Origin of the sequence: Kribbella sp. NPDC049227, from assembly GCF_043197265.1 — a bacterium.
Taxonomy (GTDB): domain Bacteria; phylum Actinomycetota; class Actinomycetes; order Propionibacteriales; family Kribbellaceae; genus Kribbella.
The window spans coordinates 17,123-37,877 of the sequence record NZ_JBICST010000013.1 but is presented as its reverse complement, the minus strand read 5'-3'; the positions used below and the strand labels follow the sequence as shown (position 1 = coordinate 37,877).

20 protein-coding genes are annotated in these 20,755 nt (G+C 68.0%); 7 read left to right on the top strand and 13 right to left on the bottom strand.

Annotated features, from left to right (window positions below):
- The 10 genes from ACGFH6_RS44250 to ACGFH6_RS44205 form a co-directional block, all read right to left on the bottom strand.
- Positions 1 to 918: DNA cytosine methyltransferase (locus ACGFH6_RS44250; protein WP_393397307.1), on the bottom strand; the 918-nt coding region annotated here is incomplete at its 3' end.
- A gap of 85 nt (positions 919 to 1,003) precedes the next feature.
- Complete coding sequence (locus ACGFH6_RS44245) at positions 1,004 to 1,192, bottom strand: hypothetical protein (RefSeq protein ID WP_393397304.1); 189 nt, start codon at positions 1,190 to 1,192, stop codon at positions 1,004 to 1,006.
- Between the two features lie 303 nt (positions 1,193 to 1,495).
- Positions 1,496 to 6,157 (bottom strand): MobF family relaxase, encoded by a 4,662-nt coding sequence (gene mobF / locus ACGFH6_RS44240; protein ID WP_393397301.1) that lies wholly within the window; start codon positions 6,155 to 6,157, stop codon positions 1,496 to 1,498.
- A 199-nt stretch (positions 6,158 to 6,356) separates the two neighbouring features.
- Positions 6,357 to 7,838, bottom strand: coding sequence for a DUF2637 domain-containing protein (locus ACGFH6_RS44235; protein ID WP_393397298.1), 1,482 nt, complete (start codon positions 7,836 to 7,838; stop codon positions 6,357 to 6,359).
- Positions 7,835 to 8,587: a hypothetical protein gene (locus tag ACGFH6_RS44230; protein ID WP_393397295.1), complete on the bottom strand. Its 753-nt coding sequence runs from the start codon at positions 8,585 to 8,587 to the stop codon at positions 7,835 to 7,837. The genes ACGFH6_RS44235 and ACGFH6_RS44230 overlap by 4 nt, the downstream gene beginning before the upstream one ends.
- A complete protein-coding gene (locus ACGFH6_RS44225) occupies positions 8,587 to 9,399 on the bottom strand; it encodes a hypothetical protein (protein ID WP_393397292.1) in 813 nt (270 codons plus the stop codon). Before ACGFH6_RS44225 ends, ACGFH6_RS44230 begins: the two co-directional genes overlap by 1 nt.
- The gene (locus tag ACGFH6_RS44220; RefSeq protein ID WP_393397289.1) at positions 9,396 to 11,672 is read right to left on the bottom strand and encodes a type IV secretory system conjugative DNA transfer family protein; all 2,277 of its coding nucleotides are present in this window, start codon (positions 11,670 to 11,672) and stop codon (positions 9,396 to 9,398) included. The genes ACGFH6_RS44225 and ACGFH6_RS44220 overlap by 4 nt, the downstream gene beginning before the upstream one ends.
- Positions 11,672 to 12,184, bottom strand: a complete 513-nt coding sequence (locus ACGFH6_RS44215; RefSeq protein WP_393397286.1) for a Pycsar system effector family protein — start codon at positions 12,182 to 12,184, stop codon at positions 11,672 to 11,674. The genes ACGFH6_RS44220 and ACGFH6_RS44215 overlap by 1 nt, the downstream gene beginning before the upstream one ends.
- A complete protein-coding gene (locus tag ACGFH6_RS44210) occupies positions 12,181 to 12,546 on the bottom strand; it encodes a hypothetical protein (protein WP_393397283.1) in 366 nt (121 codons plus the stop codon). The genes ACGFH6_RS44215 and ACGFH6_RS44210 overlap by 4 nt, the downstream gene beginning before the upstream one ends.
- A 110-nt stretch (positions 12,547 to 12,656) precedes the next feature.
- Complete coding sequence (locus ACGFH6_RS44205; protein ID WP_393397280.1) at positions 12,657 to 12,890, bottom strand: helix-turn-helix domain-containing protein; 234 nt, start codon at positions 12,888 to 12,890, stop codon at positions 12,657 to 12,659.
- A 117-nt stretch (positions 12,891 to 13,007) separates the two neighbouring features.
- On the opposite strand from ACGFH6_RS44205, the gene ACGFH6_RS44200 reads away from it, so the two are divergent.
- A complete protein-coding gene (locus tag ACGFH6_RS44200) occupies positions 13,008 to 13,355 on the top strand; it encodes a GntR family transcriptional regulator (protein ID WP_393397277.1) in 348 nt (115 codons plus the stop codon).
- A gap of 201 nt (positions 13,356 to 13,556) precedes the next feature.
- Positions 13,557 to 14,948 carry a hypothetical protein gene (locus ACGFH6_RS44195; protein ID WP_393397275.1) on the top strand — a complete coding sequence of 464 codons (1,392 nt, stop codon included), beginning with the start codon at positions 13,557 to 13,559 and terminating at the stop codon, positions 14,946 to 14,948.
- Here ACGFH6_RS44195 and ACGFH6_RS44190 read toward each other — a convergent pair.
- Positions 14,942 to 15,100, bottom strand: a complete 159-nt coding sequence (locus ACGFH6_RS44190) for a hypothetical protein (RefSeq protein WP_393397272.1) — start codon at positions 15,098 to 15,100, stop codon at positions 14,942 to 14,944. The genes ACGFH6_RS44195 and ACGFH6_RS44190 overlap by 7 nt on opposite strands.
- Before the next feature lie 715 nt (positions 15,101 to 15,815).
- Here ACGFH6_RS44190 and ACGFH6_RS44185 point away from each other — a divergent pair.
- Positions 15,816 to 16,070 carry a hypothetical protein gene (locus ACGFH6_RS44185; RefSeq protein ID WP_393397269.1) on the top strand — a complete coding sequence of 85 codons (255 nt, stop codon included), beginning with the start codon at positions 15,816 to 15,818 and terminating at the stop codon, positions 16,068 to 16,070.
- Positions 16,071 to 16,479: 409 nt separating this feature from the next.
- On the top strand, positions 16,480 to 17,151 hold the full coding sequence (locus tag ACGFH6_RS44180; protein ID WP_393397266.1) for a hypothetical protein: 672 nt from the start codon (positions 16,480 to 16,482) through the stop codon (positions 17,149 to 17,151).
- 448 nt (positions 17,152 to 17,599) lie between these two features.
- On the opposite strand, the gene ACGFH6_RS44175 is transcribed toward ACGFH6_RS44180, so the two are convergent.
- Positions 17,600 to 17,743, bottom strand: a complete 144-nt coding sequence (locus ACGFH6_RS44175) for a hypothetical protein (RefSeq protein WP_393397263.1) — start codon at positions 17,741 to 17,743, stop codon at positions 17,600 to 17,602.
- Positions 17,744 to 17,962: 219 nt separating this feature from the next.
- Here ACGFH6_RS44175 and ACGFH6_RS44170 point away from each other — a divergent pair, with 219 nt between their 5' ends.
- A complete protein-coding gene (locus ACGFH6_RS44170; RefSeq protein ID WP_393397260.1) occupies positions 17,963 to 18,166 on the top strand; it encodes a hypothetical protein in 204 nt (67 codons plus the stop codon).
- Here ACGFH6_RS44170 and ACGFH6_RS44165 read toward each other — a convergent pair.
- The gene (locus ACGFH6_RS44165) at positions 18,163 to 18,417 is read right to left on the bottom strand and encodes a hypothetical protein (RefSeq protein WP_393397257.1); all 255 of its coding nucleotides are present in this window, start codon (positions 18,415 to 18,417) and stop codon (positions 18,163 to 18,165) included. The genes ACGFH6_RS44170 and ACGFH6_RS44165 overlap by 4 nt on opposite strands.
- A 143-nt stretch (positions 18,418 to 18,560) precedes the next feature.
- Between ACGFH6_RS44165 and ACGFH6_RS44160 the strand changes: the two genes are divergently transcribed.
- On the top strand, positions 18,561 to 18,710 hold the full coding sequence (locus ACGFH6_RS44160; RefSeq protein ID WP_393397254.1) for a hypothetical protein: 150 nt from the start codon (positions 18,561 to 18,563) through the stop codon (positions 18,708 to 18,710).
- Between the two features lie 118 nt (positions 18,711 to 18,828).
- Complete coding sequence (locus tag ACGFH6_RS44155; protein WP_393397251.1) at positions 18,829 to 20,376, top strand: hypothetical protein; 1,548 nt, start codon at positions 18,829 to 18,831, stop codon at positions 20,374 to 20,376.
- Positions 20,377 to 20,755: the final 379 nt, after the last annotated feature.

Sequence of the window (20,755 nt, the reverse complement as noted above, 5' to 3'; positions counted from 1 at the left end):
CTCCGACAGCGGAGCGGCGCTCTTGCCGTCGCGGCCCTCGACCGGCACCAGCAACTCCGGCCTCACGTACCGCTCGAGTCCGGCGCGGATGCGGGCCATGGTCTTGTCGGCCAGCGGCCGGGACCGGTCCCCGATCCGTACGCCGGTCAGGCTCCAGTCGATCGCGGCCGCCGCCGGGAGCCATCCCGGCTCCACGACCTGGTTACGGCAGGCCACGTTCGGGCAGCGCCACACATACTGCGCGCGGTAGCGGCCCCAGGTCCGCTCCGGCTTTTTCCACGCCTGCATCGCCCGCACCAGCTGGCCGCAGCCCACGCACCAGGCCTTCGGCCGGGTCCACCGGTTCAGGTCCGGGCAGCTCGTCTTGCGCAGGTGTGCCACGACGTAGAGCCGGTCGCGTGACTGTGGCGCCGGAAGGCCACCGGCCTGCGCATGCATGCTGTTGAGGTAGACCACGTGCACGCAGTAGCCGAGGGCGTCCAGGCCCGAGCGCCACGCCGGCCACAGCACCCACAGCGCCGCGTCCACCACGTTTTCCACGACGATCGCGTCGTAGCGGTGGTGCTCGGCGAACCGCACGACATCCCACATCGTGGCCCGCGACCGCTCGGCTGCCTCGTCCGGCAGCGTGTCCCCGAACAGGTCGGGCATCGCGGCCGAGTTGCGCTTCTTGCCTTTGGCCTGGGAGTGGTTGGTGCATTCCGGCGACGCCCACAGAATGTCGGTGCGCGGGTAGCGGCGCGGCTCGACCTGGGACAGGTCCGCGCAGTCGTGGTCGGTGGTCGGGTGGTTGCTGTTGTGCGTCTCGACGGCCAGGTCCCAGTGGTTCGCGGCCAGCTTCACCGTAACTCCCGGCACCTGCACGGCCCCGGTGCTGGATCCCCCGGCGCCGCAGAACAGGTCAGTCATCGTCGTCATCGGTGTCTCAACCCTTCTCGTGGTTGGTGCGGGGAGGCGCCGTGGGTGCGTGGTCCTTCACCACGGCCCTCCCCGAGCTCGGTGGTCAGTTCGCGGGGCTGGTGGCGAGATCGGTGGCGCTGTGGATGTGCTCGACCAGGAGGTAGTCGGCTTCGTCTCCGTCGCGGCCGGGGAAGTCGGCGCCGCAGCCGCAGGTGCTGATGAACATGCCGTCGCGGTAGGGCTGCTCGATCGGTGTGGTGTCGCGGTGCTCACCGGTGGTGGTGTCTGGCATCTGGTGTGGCTCCCTTGTCGCTGGTGGGCTTGTGTTGGCGGCAGCCCCGTTCTTTTGGGGCCTGCCGGCTACTGCCGCACAGCGGGCCGGGTCAGAGGCTCCGCCCAAGTTGGTTTCGGTCGTTGTCAGCTGGTGGACGCGGTTTGTCCTCCAGGTGAGAACTGCCGGAACCAACTTGGGTGGAGGGGACCTGGTCCGCTAGCCGCCCACCAACCCCAGCCACAGAAGGGCTTTCCGTGCCCGGCCGGAGGCCGAGGTGCTCTCCCGCCCGCCAGGGGGCGGCAGAGCCTGAACTACACGCGGTCAGTCGTCGTAGCGACCGACTTCCATCACCGGCCCGGACTCCTCGGCGGCTTGCGCCGATGGCGCCTTGTCCGCCGCGGCGGTCTTCACCTCCTCGGCGGTGGCGTCGTCGGTGTGCCAGCGGGCGAGTTCGTCGGCCCGGGCCTCGGCTTCGGCGTTGGCCTGGTGTTCTTCGTCGGCTCGGCGGTGCTGGATCTCGATCAGTGCCCGCTGGGCACGGCGGACGGCTTCGGCGGTTTCGTCTGCGCTCGGCACCCGCGGGGTGTCGGCTTCGGTGATCCGTTCCTCGGTCGCGGCGACCTGGCGAACGTCGGCGGGCGCGTGGCTCTCCAGCACGTCACGATCGACGGCAGCAACTTCGACGTCGGTCCGCGACCTGGTGTTGTTGTCGTCGGCAACGAGGGTCTCAGCGGCCGTCTCGCTGCTCGCGGCCTCGCTCCCGCCGGCCTGCCTGGCTGGCTGCTCTTTGACGGATTCGTCCTGCTCGGCGACCGGTCCAGTGCCGTGGGTGCGGTCGGCGGTGAGGTCGGTTTCGCGTTGTTGCGCGATGTCGGCGAGTTCGTGTTCTGCGGTGACCTGGCGGTGGTCGTCCTCGAGCCGCTCCTGGTTGCGGTGGGCGGCCAGCCACTCGTCGGCGGTGTGGCCGTCGTCGGTGTTGTCGATCCCGCGTTCCTTGAGTTCCTCGGCGGCGCGGCGGGCCGCCTCGCGGGTCGCAGCGGTGTGGGCGTACCACTCGGCGCGGGCCTGGTCGGTGATCGCGAGCTCGCCCGCGCGGATGTCGAGGGCCTGGGCGAGCGCGGTGGCCTCGGAGGCTTCAGCACGCAGTCTTGTCGCGGTGTCGTGGTCGCTGGTGGCGTCGGCCTCGGCTGTGCGCAGCGTCGCGGTGCGGCGCAGGTTGTCGGCCTGCTGCCTGGTCCCGGCGAGTTCTTCGGCGACCGACGGTGGCGCCCACGCCCGCTCGCGTTCGTAGGCGCGGACCCGGACCCGCAGCTGTCCGTTCGACATCTCGACCTCGGCGCGGTCGGTGTCGGAGCGCCCGAGTGCCCGCCACGCGGCGCGCCAGGCGGCGTAGGCCTCGACCTGGCCCGGCTTCGGGGCCGGTCCGAGCGCTGTGTCGTCGGCGGTCACGTCGGCGAGTTCGCGGTGAGCCACCACGACCGCAGCACGCGCAACCCAGTCAGCGCGCCCACCGGCCTCGCCCGGCGGGGACCCGAACGCCTCGGTCGCCCACCGGGGCGGGTCGAGCGCGAGCTGCTCAGCGGCAGCGGTGGCTCGCTGGTCGGCCTCGGCGGCCAGTTCGTGGAGGTAGTTGGTCCACGCCTGGTCCTCGAGTTGGGGCACCCACGCGGCGTGGGTGTCGCCGGCCGGGTCGAGCCGGGTGGTCTTGGTGATGCGGTCGTGCAGCACGTGCGACAGGCGGCGTGCGTCGGTCAAGGTCCGGGCACTGACCGCATCGGTCAGTACCTGGCGCGGGTCGTGACCTGCCAGCTCGGCGCGGCGCAGCAGCGTCGCGAGGGTTCCGGCGCCGTCCTCGGCAGCGAGTTTGGCGCGCTGGGTGTCGGTGAGCAGGCCTTGTTCGGTCAGCTCGTCGAGCCACTGTGCACAGCGCCCCGCGGTGGCGACGGCGATGCCGTCGGTGAGCAGCTCGGCCGGTGTGCGCAGGTGGCCTGCTTCGGCTGCGGCCTCTGCCTGGGCTTGGAGTGCGGAGATCTGCGGCCGGTCCAGGTCGAACGCGGCGCCGAGCACGGCCAGCGGTGACCGCTTGGCGGCCTGCTTGGTTTCGCCGACCTCGGCGGTCGAGGCGACAGCTTGGGTGACGACGTGGGTCGTGTTCGCGACCCGGCCCCGGGTCATCGCCACGTACAGCGCGTACAGCGAGGTGTTCTGGGTGGTGACCGAGTGCACCGTGTCGACGGTGAGCCCTTGGGACGAGTGAACGGTCGCGGCGTAGCCGAGCGCGACGTGCTCGCGCACGTAGGCCGCGGGCAGTTCGACCGTCTCCTCCGCAACGGGTCGGCGGGTGCCGCGTTCCAGCGGCGCGACCAGCAGGCCACCGTCGGGCCGGGTCTCGACCACCTCGAACTCGTCGCGGTTGAACACCGCGCGCCGGTTGCCCTTGTACTTGGCGAGTCCCCAGTCGTTGCGTCGGGCCTGCACCAGGTCACCTGCGCCGGCGTGCGTGCCCTGGGCCAGCAGGACGGTGTCGGTGTCGTCGACCCTGCCGTACTCCACAAGTTTGGCGCGCAGTTGCGCACTGACCTGGCCGGCTTGGTCATTGGTGTCCACGATCAGCAGCGAATGCAGCCCGTTCAGGTGGTCGGCCAGCCACGCGTCGGCCGCGATGCGCTGCGCCCGCTCGACAGTTCCGCCGTCCAGGATCCGGCCCTGCTTGTGGTACTCCCCCAACGCGCTCTGGTCGCCGGCGCGAAGCCGCAGCGACGCCGGGCCTTCCCACTCGGCGCGGAATCTGCGGGTCTCGGTGAGCTGGTGGGTCACGGCGCCGGACGCCACCAGTTCCATGCCGCCGGCGGCGCCGACCGCGGCGAGCTGGCGGTGGTCACCAACCAGCAGCAATTTGGCTCCGGCGTCGTCGCACAGGCGGTGGATGGCCGCGAGGTCGCTGGTGGCGGCCATCGCGGACTCGTCGACGACGACCAGGTCGCCGTCGCGCAGCCGCCACGCCCGCTCCTCGCGGCTGGCGGTGCCGTCGGCGATGCGCTGCTGGGTCATCAGCCAGCGGGTGATGTTGCGAGCCGTAGCCCCGTCCGCGGCCAGGACCTCGGTCGCGACCTGAGACGCGGCGAGTCCGATCATGCGGTGCTGCTGCCCGAACCACAGCGCGGGGTCCTCCCACGCCTTCGCCAGCGCACCGACCACGCGGGACTTACCCGTTCCGGCCGGGCCGATCAGCGTCTCGACCTTCGCGCCGGAGGCGAGGATGCCCCGGACCGCCGCCTCCTGATCCGCGCCGAGCTCCAGGCCCGCGTCGGCGAGCTGGCGACAGAACTCCTTCGCCAGGTGCGGCTGGACGAGGGCGGCGCCGCGGGCGTAGCCGGCGCGGGCCAGCTGCCGCTCGGCGTTCAGGTGGTCGCCGGTCGCGTAGCGGGTCCCGCCGGGTGCCCGGTAGGCCGACGTTCCGTCGGCCAGCCGCAACTCCGCGGGCAGCATCGTCTCGCCTGGGCGTTCGGCGGCCAGCACGACCGCCTTACGCAGACCCTGCTCGGTGAGCTTGTCGAGCAGTTCCACGATGTCCGCAGGGCTCCGGTCGCCAAGGTCGTCGGGCAGCGCGTTGCTGATCTCGCGGGTCAGGTCTGGGGCCTCCCATTCGGCCTGCTTGCGCTGAACCTCGGCCAACGCCGTGTCCAGCACCTTGGTCTCGTTGAACGTGTGCGGCACCGGCGGCTTGCCCGTGGTCGCGAGCACGTTCTGCGCGACCTCGCCGAGTCCCCCGCGGACCTCGGCGCGCAACTGCTGGTCCCATCGCTGCAACCGTTCCGCCACGGTCTCGCCGTCGTGCGACTTGGCCTTGCGGGTCGCCAGCGTGGCCGTCTGCGACAGCCGCGTCAGTTCGAGGTTGTTCGGCTCGCGCCCGAACTGGGCCTCGAACTCGCGCACCAGCACGGCGGTCTTCTTCGTGATCGCCTTGCGACGCGAGGAGAACAGGTCCATCACGGGCTGGTCGATCCCAACGACCTCCCGCGATTTGCCGTCCGGGCGCATCTCGAACCGGACCCCGAGCGCCTTCGAGAGGTGGTGCTCCATCACCCGCTCGCCGACCGCGCCGGCCGCGGGCTGGAACCGGTGCAGCGCCTCGCCGTCGACGGTCCGCCACTTGCCGTCGCTGCCCTGCACGCGGTTCAGGATCGCGTTGTGGATGTGCAGCTGCGGGTCGTGGTCGCGGGAGTCGTGCTGGAAGAACGACGCGACCGTCCACTCGTGCGCGTCGTCCCACCGGCCCGCGGCGCCGCCCCAGTGACCGACGCGGGTGTAACCGGCCTTGTCTTGCAGATACGACAACGCGGCGTTGTTGCCCGCCCAGATCGCATCCTCGACCGCTTGCCGGTACTGCCCCCACGAATCGGCCTCGGTCTCGGCCCGGTGCACTGCTTGGGTGTAGCGGTGCACCGCGGCGGCATCACCGGTGCGGTGCGCCTGCGCGAGTGCACCGCGCGCAGCCTGCACCGCACCGCGGGCCTGCACCTCCTGGGCCTCGAACGCCGTGTGCAGCACCGTCACCGACTTCTGCACCGAGAACGTCGCATCGTGAAACGCGACGTTCTTGCGCACCGACTTGCCTGCCAGTGCACGCAGCTCGGCGCGGCGCTCTGCGTCCGCACCGGGCTCCTTGGCCAGTGCATCGGCGAACACCTGCTCCTCGCTCTTGTACGCCCGGCCGGTGTGGCCGAGTGTCTCGGCCTCGTCCCACCGTGCCGGGTCACGGAATCCCTCGTCGCGCGGGTCGATGAACCGCTCATACAGCGCGGTCATGTTCTGGGTGTCGACCTCCCCCGAGAGTCCGAGCGCCTCGGCGCCCTTGCCGAACCAGCGGCCGGGCGGCTCGCCGGCCGCGACCGCGCCGGTGTAGTAGTTCTCCCGCCCGGCCGCGACCGCGCCGGTCAGATAGTCGGCGCGATGGCCACTGTGAACGCTGATCACCGCCATGCCGCGACCCCCGTCCGACACGGCGCAGCGGGCGCGTGAACCCGGCGACGCGAAGCGGAGTCAGGGCTCCATTTGATCGTGATGCATAGGTGTGATCTGAGTTCTTTGGTCTTGCTGTTGTCTGCTGGCGTCTGCTGGATCGTCGCTGCGGGTTCGTTGATGTGTTGGCTGCTGGTCGCTGAGTTCTTGTGCTGGGTGCTCATCGGCTGTTGCTCGTTTCGAGTTCGATGGACTTCGTGGTCTCGTCGTTGTCGTGCACGGCGTTCTCGGGGGTCGTTTCGCCGGGCTCGGTCACGAGCTGGAGCTGTCCATGGACCTGCGGGACCGGCGGTGGGGTGTCGCCGCCGTCGGTGGTGGTTTCGGCCCATCCGGCGAGTTCCTGGAGGCGCTTGGCGCGGCCGAAGCCGACAGGCCGTCCGAAGGCCTCCTCGGTGGCGCGGCGGATCTCGCGCTGCCCAAGCGGCGCACTGCCGTGCTCGGCCGCGTGCCGCACCACCGCGTCGAGCAGTTCGGCATCGGAGCGACCCGATCCCTTGCGCGGTGCGGCCTTGTGCGTCTCGCCGGTGTCGGTGGTCGCGTCGTCGGTGCGGTGCGGTGCCTCCACCGGTGCGGCTGCACCGGTCGGGGTGTCGTTGTGCACCGGTGCGGCCGGTGCGGTGCGGCTCGCGTGGTGCACCGGTGCGGTCGTGGTGTCGGCGCGTAGTGCACCGAGCAGGAACGCGACCAGCCACTGCGGTGCACCGTCGGCCGCACCGTTGGCCGGTGCCGCGGCCCCGGCGGGGGCCTGATCCGGGTGGCCGGTGTCGGTCGTGCCGAGAGCGGCGGAGTCGACCAGGGCGAGCAGTTCGCCTGGGGTGAGGCGTCCGCCGGCGGGCAGCAGGGCCGCGAACTGGCGGGCCGACAGGAGTCCGTCGCGGACGGTGTGCAGGCACGCGGTCCTGGCGCCGCGGGCGGCGTCGTAGGGCCACAGTTTGTGGCTGGGGCACAGCGTCGCCAGCCGGGAGGCCATCCGCACGACCTGCTGTACGAGCGCCCGAGCCTCGGTGGGGTTGTCGGTGCCGGTCCGGGACAGGTGCAGCCACACCCGGGTGGTGATCACCGGGGAGGTGAACCAGGTCAGCGCTGACAGCCGCGGCTTGGCGGGCTGGGCGAGCTTCATGTGCAGGCGCAGCAGGTGGGCGAGCATCTCGACCAGCACCGCGTAGGCCAGCGGCGCGAGCGCGTGCGCGACGGCGTCGGCGATGCCGTGGGCGGTGTCGATGTTCAGCCACACCGTGCCGCCGATGAACACATACGTCGTGACCAGCGCGCCCGGAATCCGCCACCCGCGCGTCAAGGCCGCGAGTCGCAGGGCGGTGCAGGCCACGATCATGCCGTCGGCAACCAACGGCACCAGGTTGCTGTCGAACTTGTCCGACACGGCGCTGAACGACCGTGCGCCGCCGATCCCGGCGACGCCGAGTGCGGCGAGGATCGCGACCACGATCAGCACCCGCCGGGTCGTCAGCCGCCCGGCCTGGATCGCGGCACCCACAGCCCGGATGGCGCGACGGGTCGCCCAGACCAGCGCCGTCACGGTCGCGGCGAGGATCAGCAGGGCGGTGGCGCCGGCGGCGATCACCGGCCACGTCACCGCGCCCTGGTCGAACACGTCGGGCAGGTTGATCAGGTGGGTGGTCATCGCTGGCCTCCAGCGGTGTCGGGTACGGCGGTCAGGCCGCCGCGGGGGCGGCCGGCCTTGATCTGCTCCGCGGTCGGCGCCGGGCCGTTGGCGTCGCGGTTGGTGGTCCACCAGGTCACGAACTCGTCCGCGTCGGCCGCGAGCGGCACGACCACGGCGGGCTGCCCTGCGGGGTCGCGGTGCTTGAGCACGTCACAGCTCGGGGCGTACTCGCCGATCCGGCGGGCCACACCGGGCCGCTGCCGGTCGTGCCAGTCACCGACGAGCTTGTTCGACGGCTCCGGGCCGTGGTAGGCGCCGGTCCAGGCGTCCATCAGCCACAGCAGTTCCTCGACGATCTCGGGGTGCCACAGCCAGCACGGCGGCAGCGACTCCGCGCCGGTGGCGTAGCGCAGATAGGTGGACTCCATCCACGGCAACAGCTCGCTCAGCACCGCCTGTACCGCGGACTCGTCGTCCTCGGGCAGCCGCAGCCACGACACCGGCTCGGCGTCACTGGAACCGGCGGCATTGCCACGGCTGTTGGGTTTGGCGGCGAGTCGTGTCAGGAGGTCCTCGAACGAGGCGACCGTGTTGCCCAGCGACGCCACGGTGTCATTCAGCCGCGCTACGGCGGTCTTTGAGGCGGTCTGCTGAAGACCGGTCTTCATCGCGGCCACGTCCCGGGTCAGTGCCTCGACCGAGCGGGCCAGGCCGGCGACCGCCGCGAGCGCGGCGGTGCCGGGGTCCTTGTCGTCGTCGTAGCGCATCAGGCCACTCCCCTGTCGTTCCACGGGCCGTACGGGGCGTCGAACAGCGTCAGCGGTTCGTGCCGCGGGATCGAGGCGAGGACGCGGTGCCGCCACAGCTGGGCGTAGGTGTGGCAGTTCGCGCAGCTCTTGTGTCGGCAGCCGGGAAGCGGCGCCGTCCGGCGTGCCTCGATCGACCACGCCATGGAGTCCGCCGATGTGAGCGCATGTCCGCAGCGCCGCAACCCGAGGACCTTGAAACCGAATCCGTGCAGGCGGGTGATCCCGGCGGCACGGAGCGCACCGATGATCGCGACGGCTTCACCGGTCGCCTGGCGGCGGCACACCGAGCCAAGGCCGACAACGGGCGCGGCGGCCAGGTCGACGCCGGCGTCGGTGTAGAGGCTGGCGCAGGCGAGGTAGTCCTCGAGGCGCCAACCTTGCAGCACCGGCACGAACGGGAGTTCCGGCGCGATCGATCGCAGCAGCAGGTAGTTGTCGACCGTGCGGACCTGGTGTTCGCGCAGGCTCATCCCTGTCTTGGACAGGATCCAGGGCTCGCACATCCAGTCTTGGGGTGCTGCCCAGGCGAGCCGGCCGATCTCGTCGCGGTAGCGGCGGACCCTGGCCGCGTACGCGCGCGGAGTCGGCCCGTGGTCCCACGACCCATGGGTTGACAGCTCCGTGAAGCCCCCGGAGTCCAGCGCCCACCGAGCCGTTGCTGTCGGCAACGTCTTGTAGGTGCGCAGCCTCCGATCGGACACGAACAGCGGCACGCTGCTGATCCGTAGCCAGCCCGGCTGATGCGTTCCGAGGAAGAACTCGACCGTCATCGGTTCACCTCCCGCCGGTCCGCATCGTCCCGATGTCCGCCGATCTCGCGCGTCACCTTGCGGGACGCGAGCGCGATCCGGGCCTTGCGCATCGCGCCAGCCAGGCGGAAACGGGCGATCAGTTCGCGGGCCGGGTCGGTGGCCTCCAGCCAGGTCACCGCGGCGGCAACCTGGGCAGCGATGCGGCGGACGACGGGCGCCGTGAGCCGCTGGCGCCACGCGCCCGCGCGGTCGGCACCGGCGAGTATCTGGTCGCGAAGCCAGGCGGCGTCGGTGAGCGCTCTTGCGCCGACCCGGTTCTCGAGCGCGGCCAACTGGCGGGTGGTCCACTGCACGCCGGGGCGGTTGTGGAACCGTTCCCTGCGCAGATCGCGTCGCTTCCAGGCCATCTTGACCCGCCCGATCGCGGGCGGCATGCCGCGGGTGATGATCAGCGCCTGCCCAGCGCGCAGCTGCGCGATCTGGCCCGGGGTCAGGACCGGGACGTGGCGGTCGCTGATCGACACCCCGCCGGTGGTGCGGTCCTTGGTCGCGGTCTGCTCCAGCCGCTCCCCGCACAGCGTCGACCAGAACTGAAGGTCGTCGTCGTCGGCGGTGCCGGCCAGCACGATCTTCGTGGTCACGTTCGTCATCAGCGAACCGGTCGCGGCTTCCCCGAACCGCTCCCGCAGCTGCGCCCGCGACTGCGCCACGATGTGCAGCGTGATCCCACGGGACCCGAAGTCACCGGTCCACCGATCGAGCGGGATCAGGCAGATCAGCGCGGCCTCGTCCAGCACCATCGTCAGCTGTGGCTCCAACCGGCGCCCCGGCGTCTTGACGGCGATCGCGCGCGCCGAGCGGGCGATGTGTGCCGTGAGTGCGGTGACCAGAGGCGCGGTCTTCTTGTCTTCCGCACCGAGCAGATAGACGGTGCCGGTCTCGGTCAGAAGCCGCTCCACATCGAACGCAACCCCACCGGGTGCGGCGGCAGCCGCCGCGGCCGGCACCGACAACCAGGACAGTGCGGGCATGATCGTGGTGGAGATGCTGGAGCGGGTGCGTTCGTTGTTGTCGAAGAACTGCATGGCCTGCTGCTCGAACCCGACCGCGTTCGCGACCCGCAGCTCCCACAGCACGTCGTCCTTGCCGGAGTCGGGGTGAGCGACCCAGCGCTGCACGTCGGCCATCGTGTAGCGGCCGAGCGCGGCGGCGTGCATCAACGCGGTCAGCGCCTGCCGGGCCAGGTTCAGCCAGTGCTCGGCGTCATCGGACTTGGCGCCGACCCCGTCGAGCAGGTCCGAGGCGCGGTCCATCGCCACTGATGGGTCGCTGCACCCGATCAGCGGGTCGAAGGTGATCGTGGACCCATCCGAGGTGAGGCCGTCGGGGTCGAACACCCACACCGGGCCACGCCTACCGCGCAGGCCGCGGGTGATGTCGAGCACGTCGGTCTTGGTCGACGTCACGATCGCCGCCCCCGGGGCGTCCAGCAGATGCCCCATCACCAGGCCGGTCTTGCCCGCGCGCGGCCCGGCCACCGTCAGCGTGTGGTCCTCCGCGCTGGAGCGGACCTTGACCCAGCCGACCGTGGCGACCGTCGTGCCCAGCTCCGTCAGCGGCACGAGCCGCCGCTTCCACGCCGGCACCGAAGCCAGCGACGGCCGGACCTGCCTGGCCTTGCGGCGCAGCATCCGCGCCGACGCGTTGCGGTGCACGTCCCACGCCGACGCCAGCCCGTCAGTCACCCGACCCGCGCGACCGAGGCGGCGCAGCAGGCCACGCGAGCTGGACCGCGACCGCAACGCGAAACCCGCCGTCGCGAACAGCACCACCGTTGCCGCCAGCAACAGCAGCCACCAGCGCTGCGACGCCTGCACTGACCCCGGCAGCGCATGGAGCAGCAATCCGCCGTAGGCCAGCCACACAGCTGCCGCGAGACCGCCACCGACCGGGCGGTTGACCGCCACCAGGCCCAGCGTCACCAGCAGCAGTACGCCGGCGCCGATCGTCCACCCCGCCGCTCCGCCAGGAGCATGCAGGCGCAGCGCGACCGCGCCCGCGAGCAGGACCCACAACGGTGCGGCGATGAGGACGCCGTGCATCAGGCGCCAGAACAACAGGCCGCTTGTCACCAGGCCGACGACGCCGCTCGCCGTGGCCCAGTAACCCACCTCGGTCAGGCCGGGGGTCCGACCCCACGCGAGCGCCGCGATACCGGCGGCGGTCAGCGCCGCCATCAGCGCCGTGAACCGCGGCACCATCACACCCTCGGTCCGCGTCGGCCGGCGCATCATCGCGCACCCCCGATCAGCACACCGGCCACCGCGACCAGCACACCAGCAGTCGCAGCCGCGAACGACATCCGCAACCAGCGGTGCTTGGCCCAGGCGATATCGGCCAGCCGCTTCGCGTGGTGGCTGACCGCCTCCCACGGCTCGGCGACCAGCTCGCCGTACACCTCGGGATCGATGTGCCGGCGCAGCTCGCGAATCGACCGCAGACGGACCGCGCCGAAATACAGGAACTCCCCCGCCACGAGCTTGTAGCCCGGACGCTGCAGCCTCGGCACAACCACCAGCAACGCACAACCCAGCGCCACCGCCAGCGCGGCCAGCGCGACACCGAACAGAACGCGGACAGCCACAGGCGCGCCGTCTGACTGCGACACCAGCGACAGAACAACCGCAGCCAAGGCGGTCTCGACCGTCGCAGCGAAACCAGCCTTCGTGTCAGCCCGGTCGATAGCCCCCGCAGCCGAGTCGTGCATCCGCCACGCCAGATCCAGCCGCACGTTCTCGCTCATCGCGCCACCCCCGCCCCGGGCGCCGACTCCTGCTCGCCGGCACCATGCGGGACCGGACGCACGATGCACTTCACCTGCACCGGACCGAACCGCCGCTGCGCCACGTAGGCGCCGTCGGCAGCAAACGCGGAAGCAACACCGAGGGCCTCGGCGACATCACCAACCACCCGGATGTCACGCTGAAAACCGGTCTCGCACGGGATCATCACCGCGCTCACCCACGGCATCGGCAGCTCCGGGTGATCCGCCACCCACGCCGCCAACCCGAACAACCCACAGATCAGCTCCGCGCGCTGCCGCGGAACCTCCAACATCCCCAACCGCGGCACCCACTCCATGCCGCCCTGCACTGCCTCAGTCATGCTGTAGACCTCTCGAACTCGTACCTGAGTGATGGGAGAACCGGCCCTGTTCTGGTTGGCGCCTGGGCGGGGCCGGTCTGTAATCGCTTGTTGGTCGGTCGCGCCTGCGGTCATGAGGCTTCACCGCAGAACTCAGCCGCTGTCACGACGCGTCCAGTCGCGATCGCCGCCTCGGCCATGCGGTCTAGGACTCGCGCGGGAATGAAGAGACGCCTGCCAATCCGCACTGCCGGGAACTCTCCCGCTGCGATCGCGCGGTAGAGCGTCATCTCGGCGATACCCAGCTCTTTCGCCATCTCGGCGACGTTCAGCCATTGACGCTTGCCCTCATTGGACTCCTGCATTTCCGTTCTCCTCTCGAAGCAACTCTAGTCCAGACTAGTCTAGTCTAGTCTGATTTTGTCGACACCGGCTCGCGAGTAGACATGACTAGCTGATCTAGCCCGGACTACCGTTCAGGTATGAAGTTGGACGATCAGGTCGCCGGACCCGCCTATCTCCAGGTCGCCTCCGGCATCCGCAAAGCGATAGCCGGCGGCGAACTCGAGCCGGGCGAGAAGCTGCCCGCCGGGCCCAAGCTCGCTACGACCTTTGGTGTGGCGCTCATGACCGTCCGCCGCGCGATCGAGACTCTCCAGTCGGAAGGCCTCCTCCGCTCCGCGCCAGGTGTCGGCGTCTTCGTTGCTACTGCTGAGAACAACGGTTCGGAGCTCGCAAGGCTGCGCGCCGACCTCGACTCGCTGCGGCAGCGAGTCGAGCACCTTGAGCAACTGGTGACCGACTCATCCCAGCAATCGCAAGCCGAGTGAGTCCGCGAATCTCCGGTGCCCCTGGTTGCCATATGAACCAGTGAATACTGAAGGTGACTCGCTCAACATGCCGCGACCATGCATCCACAGTGCAGCGACAGTGCAGTCTGTCTGGCTCGACCTCGCGAAGGGACTCACACGATGGACGTAGTGGACCTGTGGACAGGCCGACGAGCGTCGGCGCTCCGAGCGTCCCTGCGCATGAGTAATGAAGCCTTCGCCAGCCGCCTCGGCGCCGGAGTCCGCACGGTCGCGAACTGGGAGGCGAACCCGAATATGGTGCTCTCGCCGGGTATGCAAGAGGTACTCGACGCTGCGCTGAGGGACGCTGACGACAGCGTCCAACGACGCTTCGGCATGCTGCTTGACGCACAGCCCGGCGCCACCTCACAGATAGAGGCTCGGCCAACCCAAGCCGATGAGAGACCGTCGCCCGACGCGGCCGTTGAAGCAAGCCAGACACACTGGCGCGAGGTGCGGCAGTACCTGATCGAAAGCGGCATCGGCCTAGCCGCGCGCACCGCCGACTTGTACGATCCAGCGCTCCGCGTGGATCACGTGCCAGCGATCAGCACGACCTCTTGGCTTCCAAGCGGGCCGGTGCCGCTTGAGAATCTCGTTCTGCACTGGGACGACAACCCCCCGACGGCACGAATCACCGGGATCGAAGCAGAGGCCCGCTCCGCCCTCCCCTTGCGCGCGCCAGGACACGCCTTCACGCGCTACACAGCCGCGATCCGGTACTTGCGGAAACCGGCACTGTTCGAGAACCGCCACAGCTACCGACTCACCGACGTTGAGTGGGGCGAAGGCACAAGCAGGATGAGATTCGGTCTCGCGACTTTCTTCGACAAGCTCGATGTCTCCGAGCCACTTGGACACGAGGCCGCGGCAGCTGAGCTCGCCGGCCACCTCGACTGGTCACATCTGCCGTTCAGAGGCTTGGTGTCAGATCCGTTCGACCTGTCGGCTCGGATCGTCAACCCAGGCATCAGCACACTCACAATCCGCCGGAACACGGCGGACGGCACCGGGACGTTCTTCCTGCTCAGACGAGACCCAACGCAGGTCACCAACGGCAGGCACTTCAGTCTCCTGCCCGCTGGGGAGTTCCAACCCGCCAGCATCTCGCCCCGAAGCATCGCGAGTGACCTGGACATCTGGCGCAACATGGTCCGCGAGTACGCCGAGGAAATGCTCGGCCAGCCAGAACACGACGGCAGCAGCGGCGTACCCGTCGACTACGAGATCTGGCCGTTCTACCGAGACATGACAGCCGCTCGTGCTGCAGGCACCGTGCGCCCTTATGCCCTGGGCGTCATTCTCGACGCACTAAGCCTCAATTCTTCCATCGCCACAGCAACAGTCATCGACGATACCGTCTTCGACGACCTGTTCCGCGACCTGGTAGCCACGAATCCCGAGGGCGAGGTCGTGTTCACCCTCGACAACAACGAATCGATCCGCGGGCTGCCTTTCGACGAAGAGACGGTGAAACGCCTGACGACGCGCGAGCCTCTCGGCCAGACTAGCGCCGCTTGCTTGACACTCGCCTGGCGCCACCGCGCGCATCTGTTGGGCGCGAACTACTGACCGTCACTCGTCACTGTCGGAAATTGCTTGCGCACTTGTACCTCGCGCGGCGGCGGTGACTTCTTCGTGATGTAGGTGCGGGTAGTCAGACGGGCGAGGGCGTCGTCAGCATCGCTCATTGCCTCGTCGGGATCACTGAATGGATCGCTCACCTTGTACACCTATGCCTGTTCGACGTCCTAGCGCTGAACGTCCTCAGGTAACCGGTTGAGTGAAGGGAAGACTACTCCCTTTCGATAGAGCGCAGGAACCGTCGCAACCTCGCGGATCGCATACGCAGACGGACAGCTGCCGCATCGGCGGTCACGTTCCACGCGGCTCCGTTTCCGCGAACGGCTCGCGCAGCTTCTTAGCCCGAAGATCTGTCCGTCGAGCACATGTCGACTGTCCGGTATCAAACGTGAGCAGACGTAACACCCAGCCACCAAACAACGATGACCGAGCAAAGGGGGAACTATGCGAGCAATTGCAACCGTCGCTGCGGTCACTGCCGTCTGGCTGCTATCCGGCTGCGGTAACGACCCGGCCAAAGCTCCGGCATCAAGTCCGGCGTTCACGATCAGCGGAACGATCACGCTGAGCGCGGCCATCTCCACCGACACCAGCACGGTCACACAGATCGGCAACCCGTGCACTCCAGAAGCTGGCTACGAGGACATCACGACCGGTGCACAGGTCACGACGAGGAACGGAACAGGCAAGGTGTTGGCGCTGGGCACCGTGGGCGCGGCCAGGGTCTCGGAGCTACTCGCCAACCCGAATGACGAGGGTGCGCCGTGGCCCTATCGATGCACGCTCCCGTTCACAGTCACCGGAGTACCTGGAGGCGAAGAGTTCTACTCCATTGAGGTATCCCACCGTGGCGAAGTGAGGTACACCCGAGGCGATCTGAACGAGCCGGTGCTGCTGTCGTTGGGAGACGCCAAGCCCACCGAGTACCCGACCGCTACACCGGTCAAGACCGTTGCACCACCCACCGATCCGGCCGTCATCGCGGAGTGCGTCGCTGCACTGAAGGCCAGCACCAGCACAACGGAAGGCCGTCCTGCCGCTTGCGCCACGCTCAATGAGGACGAGTACGCTGACGCGGTCATCGCCTACACCGATGGGCTGACGTCTTGATGGGCTAGCCACAACTGAATCACTGCACTGAACGAACACCCCGGTCAGGGGCAAGTGACCGGGCTGTCTGCGTCCCAGGGTAGGCGGGTCCGGCCGGGTGACTACGTTTGGCTCTCCTGGGTTGACAGGCCGGGATAGGCCCCCCGAACCCCGAACACCCGGAAAGTGTGCTCCAGGCTCTCCGCCAAGCCTCGCCAGAGCGGATGTGGGTTCCCGGTGGAACCCGCGCCGGCGCGGCGAAGGAGGCCGCTCACGACCTTCCGGAGCCGGGTCGGCAGGTTCGTCGCCTTCGCGCGGGTCGCTGCATTAACCTCCGAGGCCCCCGGCTTCGGCAATCAAATCGGCAGCTTGACTACGACACTCTCCCGCTAGCTACGAGTGGGGTACTTCTCGTGGCACTATTGCCGTCGTGGAACGCGTCCCGCAGCATGTTCGTCGCCGCATATGGCGGAGTCGGCTCTACATCGACGACGTCCAAGAGATTGTCGATCTGTTGGGGGCCGACAGCGCCGATGTCAAAATTTCCGTTCCGGGTTACAGCACCGCGGGCGGAGCGGATGAACTGCGACAGTTCAAGAACACGACCCTCCATGAGATCGAGATCGTCCGAGCGCGCCCGATCTACGTCTCGGTTGACCTGCTACCAAATAGAGGGTTCATTTACGGTGCGGAGGACGATCCGACGACTGTTGGTCTGGTCAACAAGGTGGCAGACATCCTGCGGCCATGCCGACGCTGGCCATCGACCATCATCTTCAACACCATCACTTTCTCCGTGCTGTCCTTGGGTTGGAGCATCTTTGTCCTCGTGCTCCTCGCGAGTTCGCCTGCCGACGTGCACTGGTCCGCCCAGAAGAAGCTGCTCCTCATCGCATCTGTGCTACCAATCTTGCTGCTGGGTGGTGCGTCGTTCTGGATCCAACTACAACGCCACACTCTGATTGTCTGCTCTCGCCGCTTTGACGCACCGACGTTCTGGCGCCGCAACAAAGACTCGATCACGCTGGCGATCATCTCCACCATAATTGGCGCACTCCTTGGCACCGTGATCACGATCGTCGTCACGAAGGCTCTTGGATGACTAGCAGAGGGTCGGGCATGCTCTAGGGCGGTCACCCAGCCGACTGCCGGCCACGTAGCGGCGTGACGTTGGACACGGTCGAGGGTGTTGCGGGAAGTTCCGCAACCAAGGCTCGCCTTGCCGCCGACACGGCGAGAGGGCTTCCGGCCGATGACGCCCATGGAACCGTGCGCGGCTCTGTTTACGTATGGCTCTCCCGGCCAGAAGCGTCGGCCGGGTCCCTCCGGCCCGCCCCGACCCCTCAACCCATGTCATGGCCGTCTAGCGACGCCCAACCAAACGACCCTCAGCGCAACTTCCTGCGCACTGAGAGTCGTTGCCCGTAGCACCTTTCCGGTGACACGAGATCGTGATTGGATTGGAAACGGAACCCCGGAACCGACCTGAGGTGTTACAGGCACTTCAGTGCGACCGGGGTTCCTTCTTGCTCAGACGCGCATCCCCTGCGTCAGAGCTTGCTGCACTCCTGACACAACGGCTTGCCGCCGGTGCCCGAGCGCTTGTTCTCCGACTCGATGTTGTTGCCCGTGTTGCACGACGTGTTGTTGTGGTGAACGGACTGCTTGATCGAGTGGAAGGGAGCGGTGACCATTTGAGTTCCTCCCTCCTGATCATCGACGGACACGGCGCAAAGTGGCAATGCGCCGCCAGGCCGGGGAATCCCGACCCGAGGAGCATCCTGCCCTACAACAGATCCAGAACGATCCACGACACGCCCGGCGTGGGAGATTGAAACAGGTGATCGAATCGGGATATAGCAGGCGCTTCAGACGCTGAACTGGCACGCTCCTCGGCACCATCGACAAGAGGGGTGACCACGGCCAAGCAGGTTGAGGCGTTTGATGTCACGACGCCAGACGGAACACGCCTTCGGATCGGCGTGCTGGACAACAACGCCGTCCGCATCACCTTCAAGAAGCGAACAGCCGCGATCACCTGGCACTCTGCATCCCGGTCGAGCGCATCCGGCGACACCATCACGATCATCACGCCGACCGGCGAAATGGTGGCTTAGTCCGCCCCACCCCCTCGTACAACGCGCAGATGCCCGACAGTTGGGGCACTGGTCGCAGTCGTCGCCGCCGAGAGCGCGCGGCGGATGCGGTCGGTGTCCCGCTTCGGCGCGTGGGAGTAGCGATCGAGCGTCATGACCTTCGAGGCATGTCCGGCCCGCTCCTGGATCTCCGGCAGCGAGAGCGCGTCATCCCTCCCCAGCCGGTTCACGTGCGGCGAGATTCCAGCATGGCGTAGGTCGTAGAACCGCACCGAGTCCGGAACCCCGGCCGCTCGAGTAGCTGCACGCCAGTACTTGTTGTAGAAGTTGCCGTGCCGCGTGGCTTGGAGAAGTCGAGCCGTTCGATGTCCGGCCTGCCGTAGGCGCGCCCCTCCTTCCACCTTCGCGACTGGCCATGCGCTACATCACGGCCGGACTGTCAGTGCCATTTGACGAGCCGAACCGCCGGGCGTTCGCGGCGGCGTTGAGTGATGAGACAGCCTTCGACCGGATGCTCGACAGCTTGGCGGACGCGGAAGACCGTGTCGACAACTTCGAGGGATGAATGGAGCCGGCCAGCAGCTGCTTCTTGCCGGCGGCGGAATCGGATGACGATCCCGCCGCGCCAGATCGCGCCGCTTAGTCCGTGATGTATCGGGCGACCACGTCGCTGACACTTAGCTGTGGCGAAGTATCAAGAGACCAACGTACAGGTGCCGGGCTGCGCGGCAACTGCGCTCGGCAACCTCATGGCAGCGCACAACCTCTCTCGCGACGAGATGCTGCGCCGACTCCTGAGTCGGCATGTCGAACGTCAGCAGGCTCTGCCTGAAGATGACCGGTTGACTCACATTTCGACTGTGCTGCGGTATCCCCCGCCACCGCGTCATAGGGGCGAGGAGAGCATCGCGCTACGACTGCGGCTGCGGCTTCCGCCCGGCCTTGCTGAGGCTGCAAGGGGCCTCTCGCTGCTGCTCCCCGGCCAGTCGCCGCGGCGAGGGCACCGTGACTACCAGGCCCGATCGTTGGCGGATGCGGTGGTGACGGCGATTGTGGTCGAGCACCCGTTCGATGATGAGGTGCTGAGCGGCTTGCTTCCGTTGCTTCGGCATCGGTCTGTGCATGGGTTGTGGCGGTTGGTGGTCGCCGCCACAACAACTCGGGCAGAAGCCTCCGTCATCAAGAGAGGTGACCAGCGGAGTCTCGATGTGGCTCACTTTCTTGAGGAGGATGTCGCCTGGCATGATCGCTTCCGCTACGAAATGGTTGACTACCTCGCCCGCAAGCTCCTCGGTTTGCCGAACGTCGATGAGCGTGAACAGTTGCGGCATGAGCAGATGCTGTACGACCAGAAGCCGCGTGGCTGGGGTGGTATCAAGCAGAGCCTGGAGAGACGCGATCCGGAATGGTTCGCCGGAGCACCAGTGCCGAGCCGCGACTTCGCGGGGCGAGGTGGCGCTGCGGTGTGGCGGGCGGAGCGGCGAGTTGAGCTACGAGAGATCGGACTCTGGCTGCTCAGAGGGCCGACGAGGACACATAAGGTCGAGCCTCCAGGGTGGACACTGCGGATTCCGACAAGCTGGAAACGTGTCGCGGTGCCGATCGGTGAACCATTGCCGCGGCCGTTGGCCACTCTGATCCAGGAGGATCGTGCTCTCCAAATGCAGGTGGGCAGCCAGCAGCTGATCTGGCCGGTCCTCAGCATCAGTGATCCCGTGCCAAGCCTGCACACCGTTATCAAGGCTGCCGGTCCATGCCCGGCTGTCGAGATCGCCGAGGCCCTGTTATTGAACTTGGACCGCGACTACATAGGTCCGGTCCTTGTACCTGCGCACCGTGCCCATAACCTAGGCCTGATTGACCTTGCTGTTCGTGATCAGCTCGTCGCGAACGCAAGGGACGCGACTTCACGCAACATGCGTGACGTCATCGACGCCAACCCACACCTTGAGCCAGCTCAGCGGTCTGCACTCATTGCGGCCATGACCTCGCCGGCCCTGTTCGCCCGCCTGGTCCAGCCCTTGGGCGCGCGGGGTCCCTTTGTCCAGCGTCCTCTGTGGTTGTGGAAGGTCAGGTCGTTGGCCACCGAGCTTGCCAACGACGCGAGTGTCGCCAGGATCCGGTGGTTGACGCCTGCGGTCATGAGGCTGAGGCAGCGAGCTCTGGAGCAGTCGATGGAGGACGCTGGCCGTCTCGCCTTCGAGCGAACCCGCCCGCGGTGGATTGACTGATGTGACATCAACCGTAATAGACATCCTTCTGGATTAGCGCGAAGCCGTTCAAGACTGGACTCAGAACCAGCCCCTTCAAGAACGGAACGATCATGAGAGTCCCCGATAAGCACGATCCGGCTGAGCCGAACAAGAGTCCGCGGCGACGCGGAATGCTGCGATCGGCCAGACTCCTGGGCCAGATCGTCCTCGCTCAACTGGTGGCCTGGGCGCTACGCAAATGGCTCGGATGACTCGAGGCTCAGGCACTCGGCTGGGCGTGAACGAGGCACCGCCCAGCAGTTCAGCGTGGGAACGCTCCGGGAACAAAGAGGCGGGCGGTCCGAGTCAACTGAAGTCAGGATCGGCCAGTCGCCGCTCCCCGGCCGAGTGCGTCTCT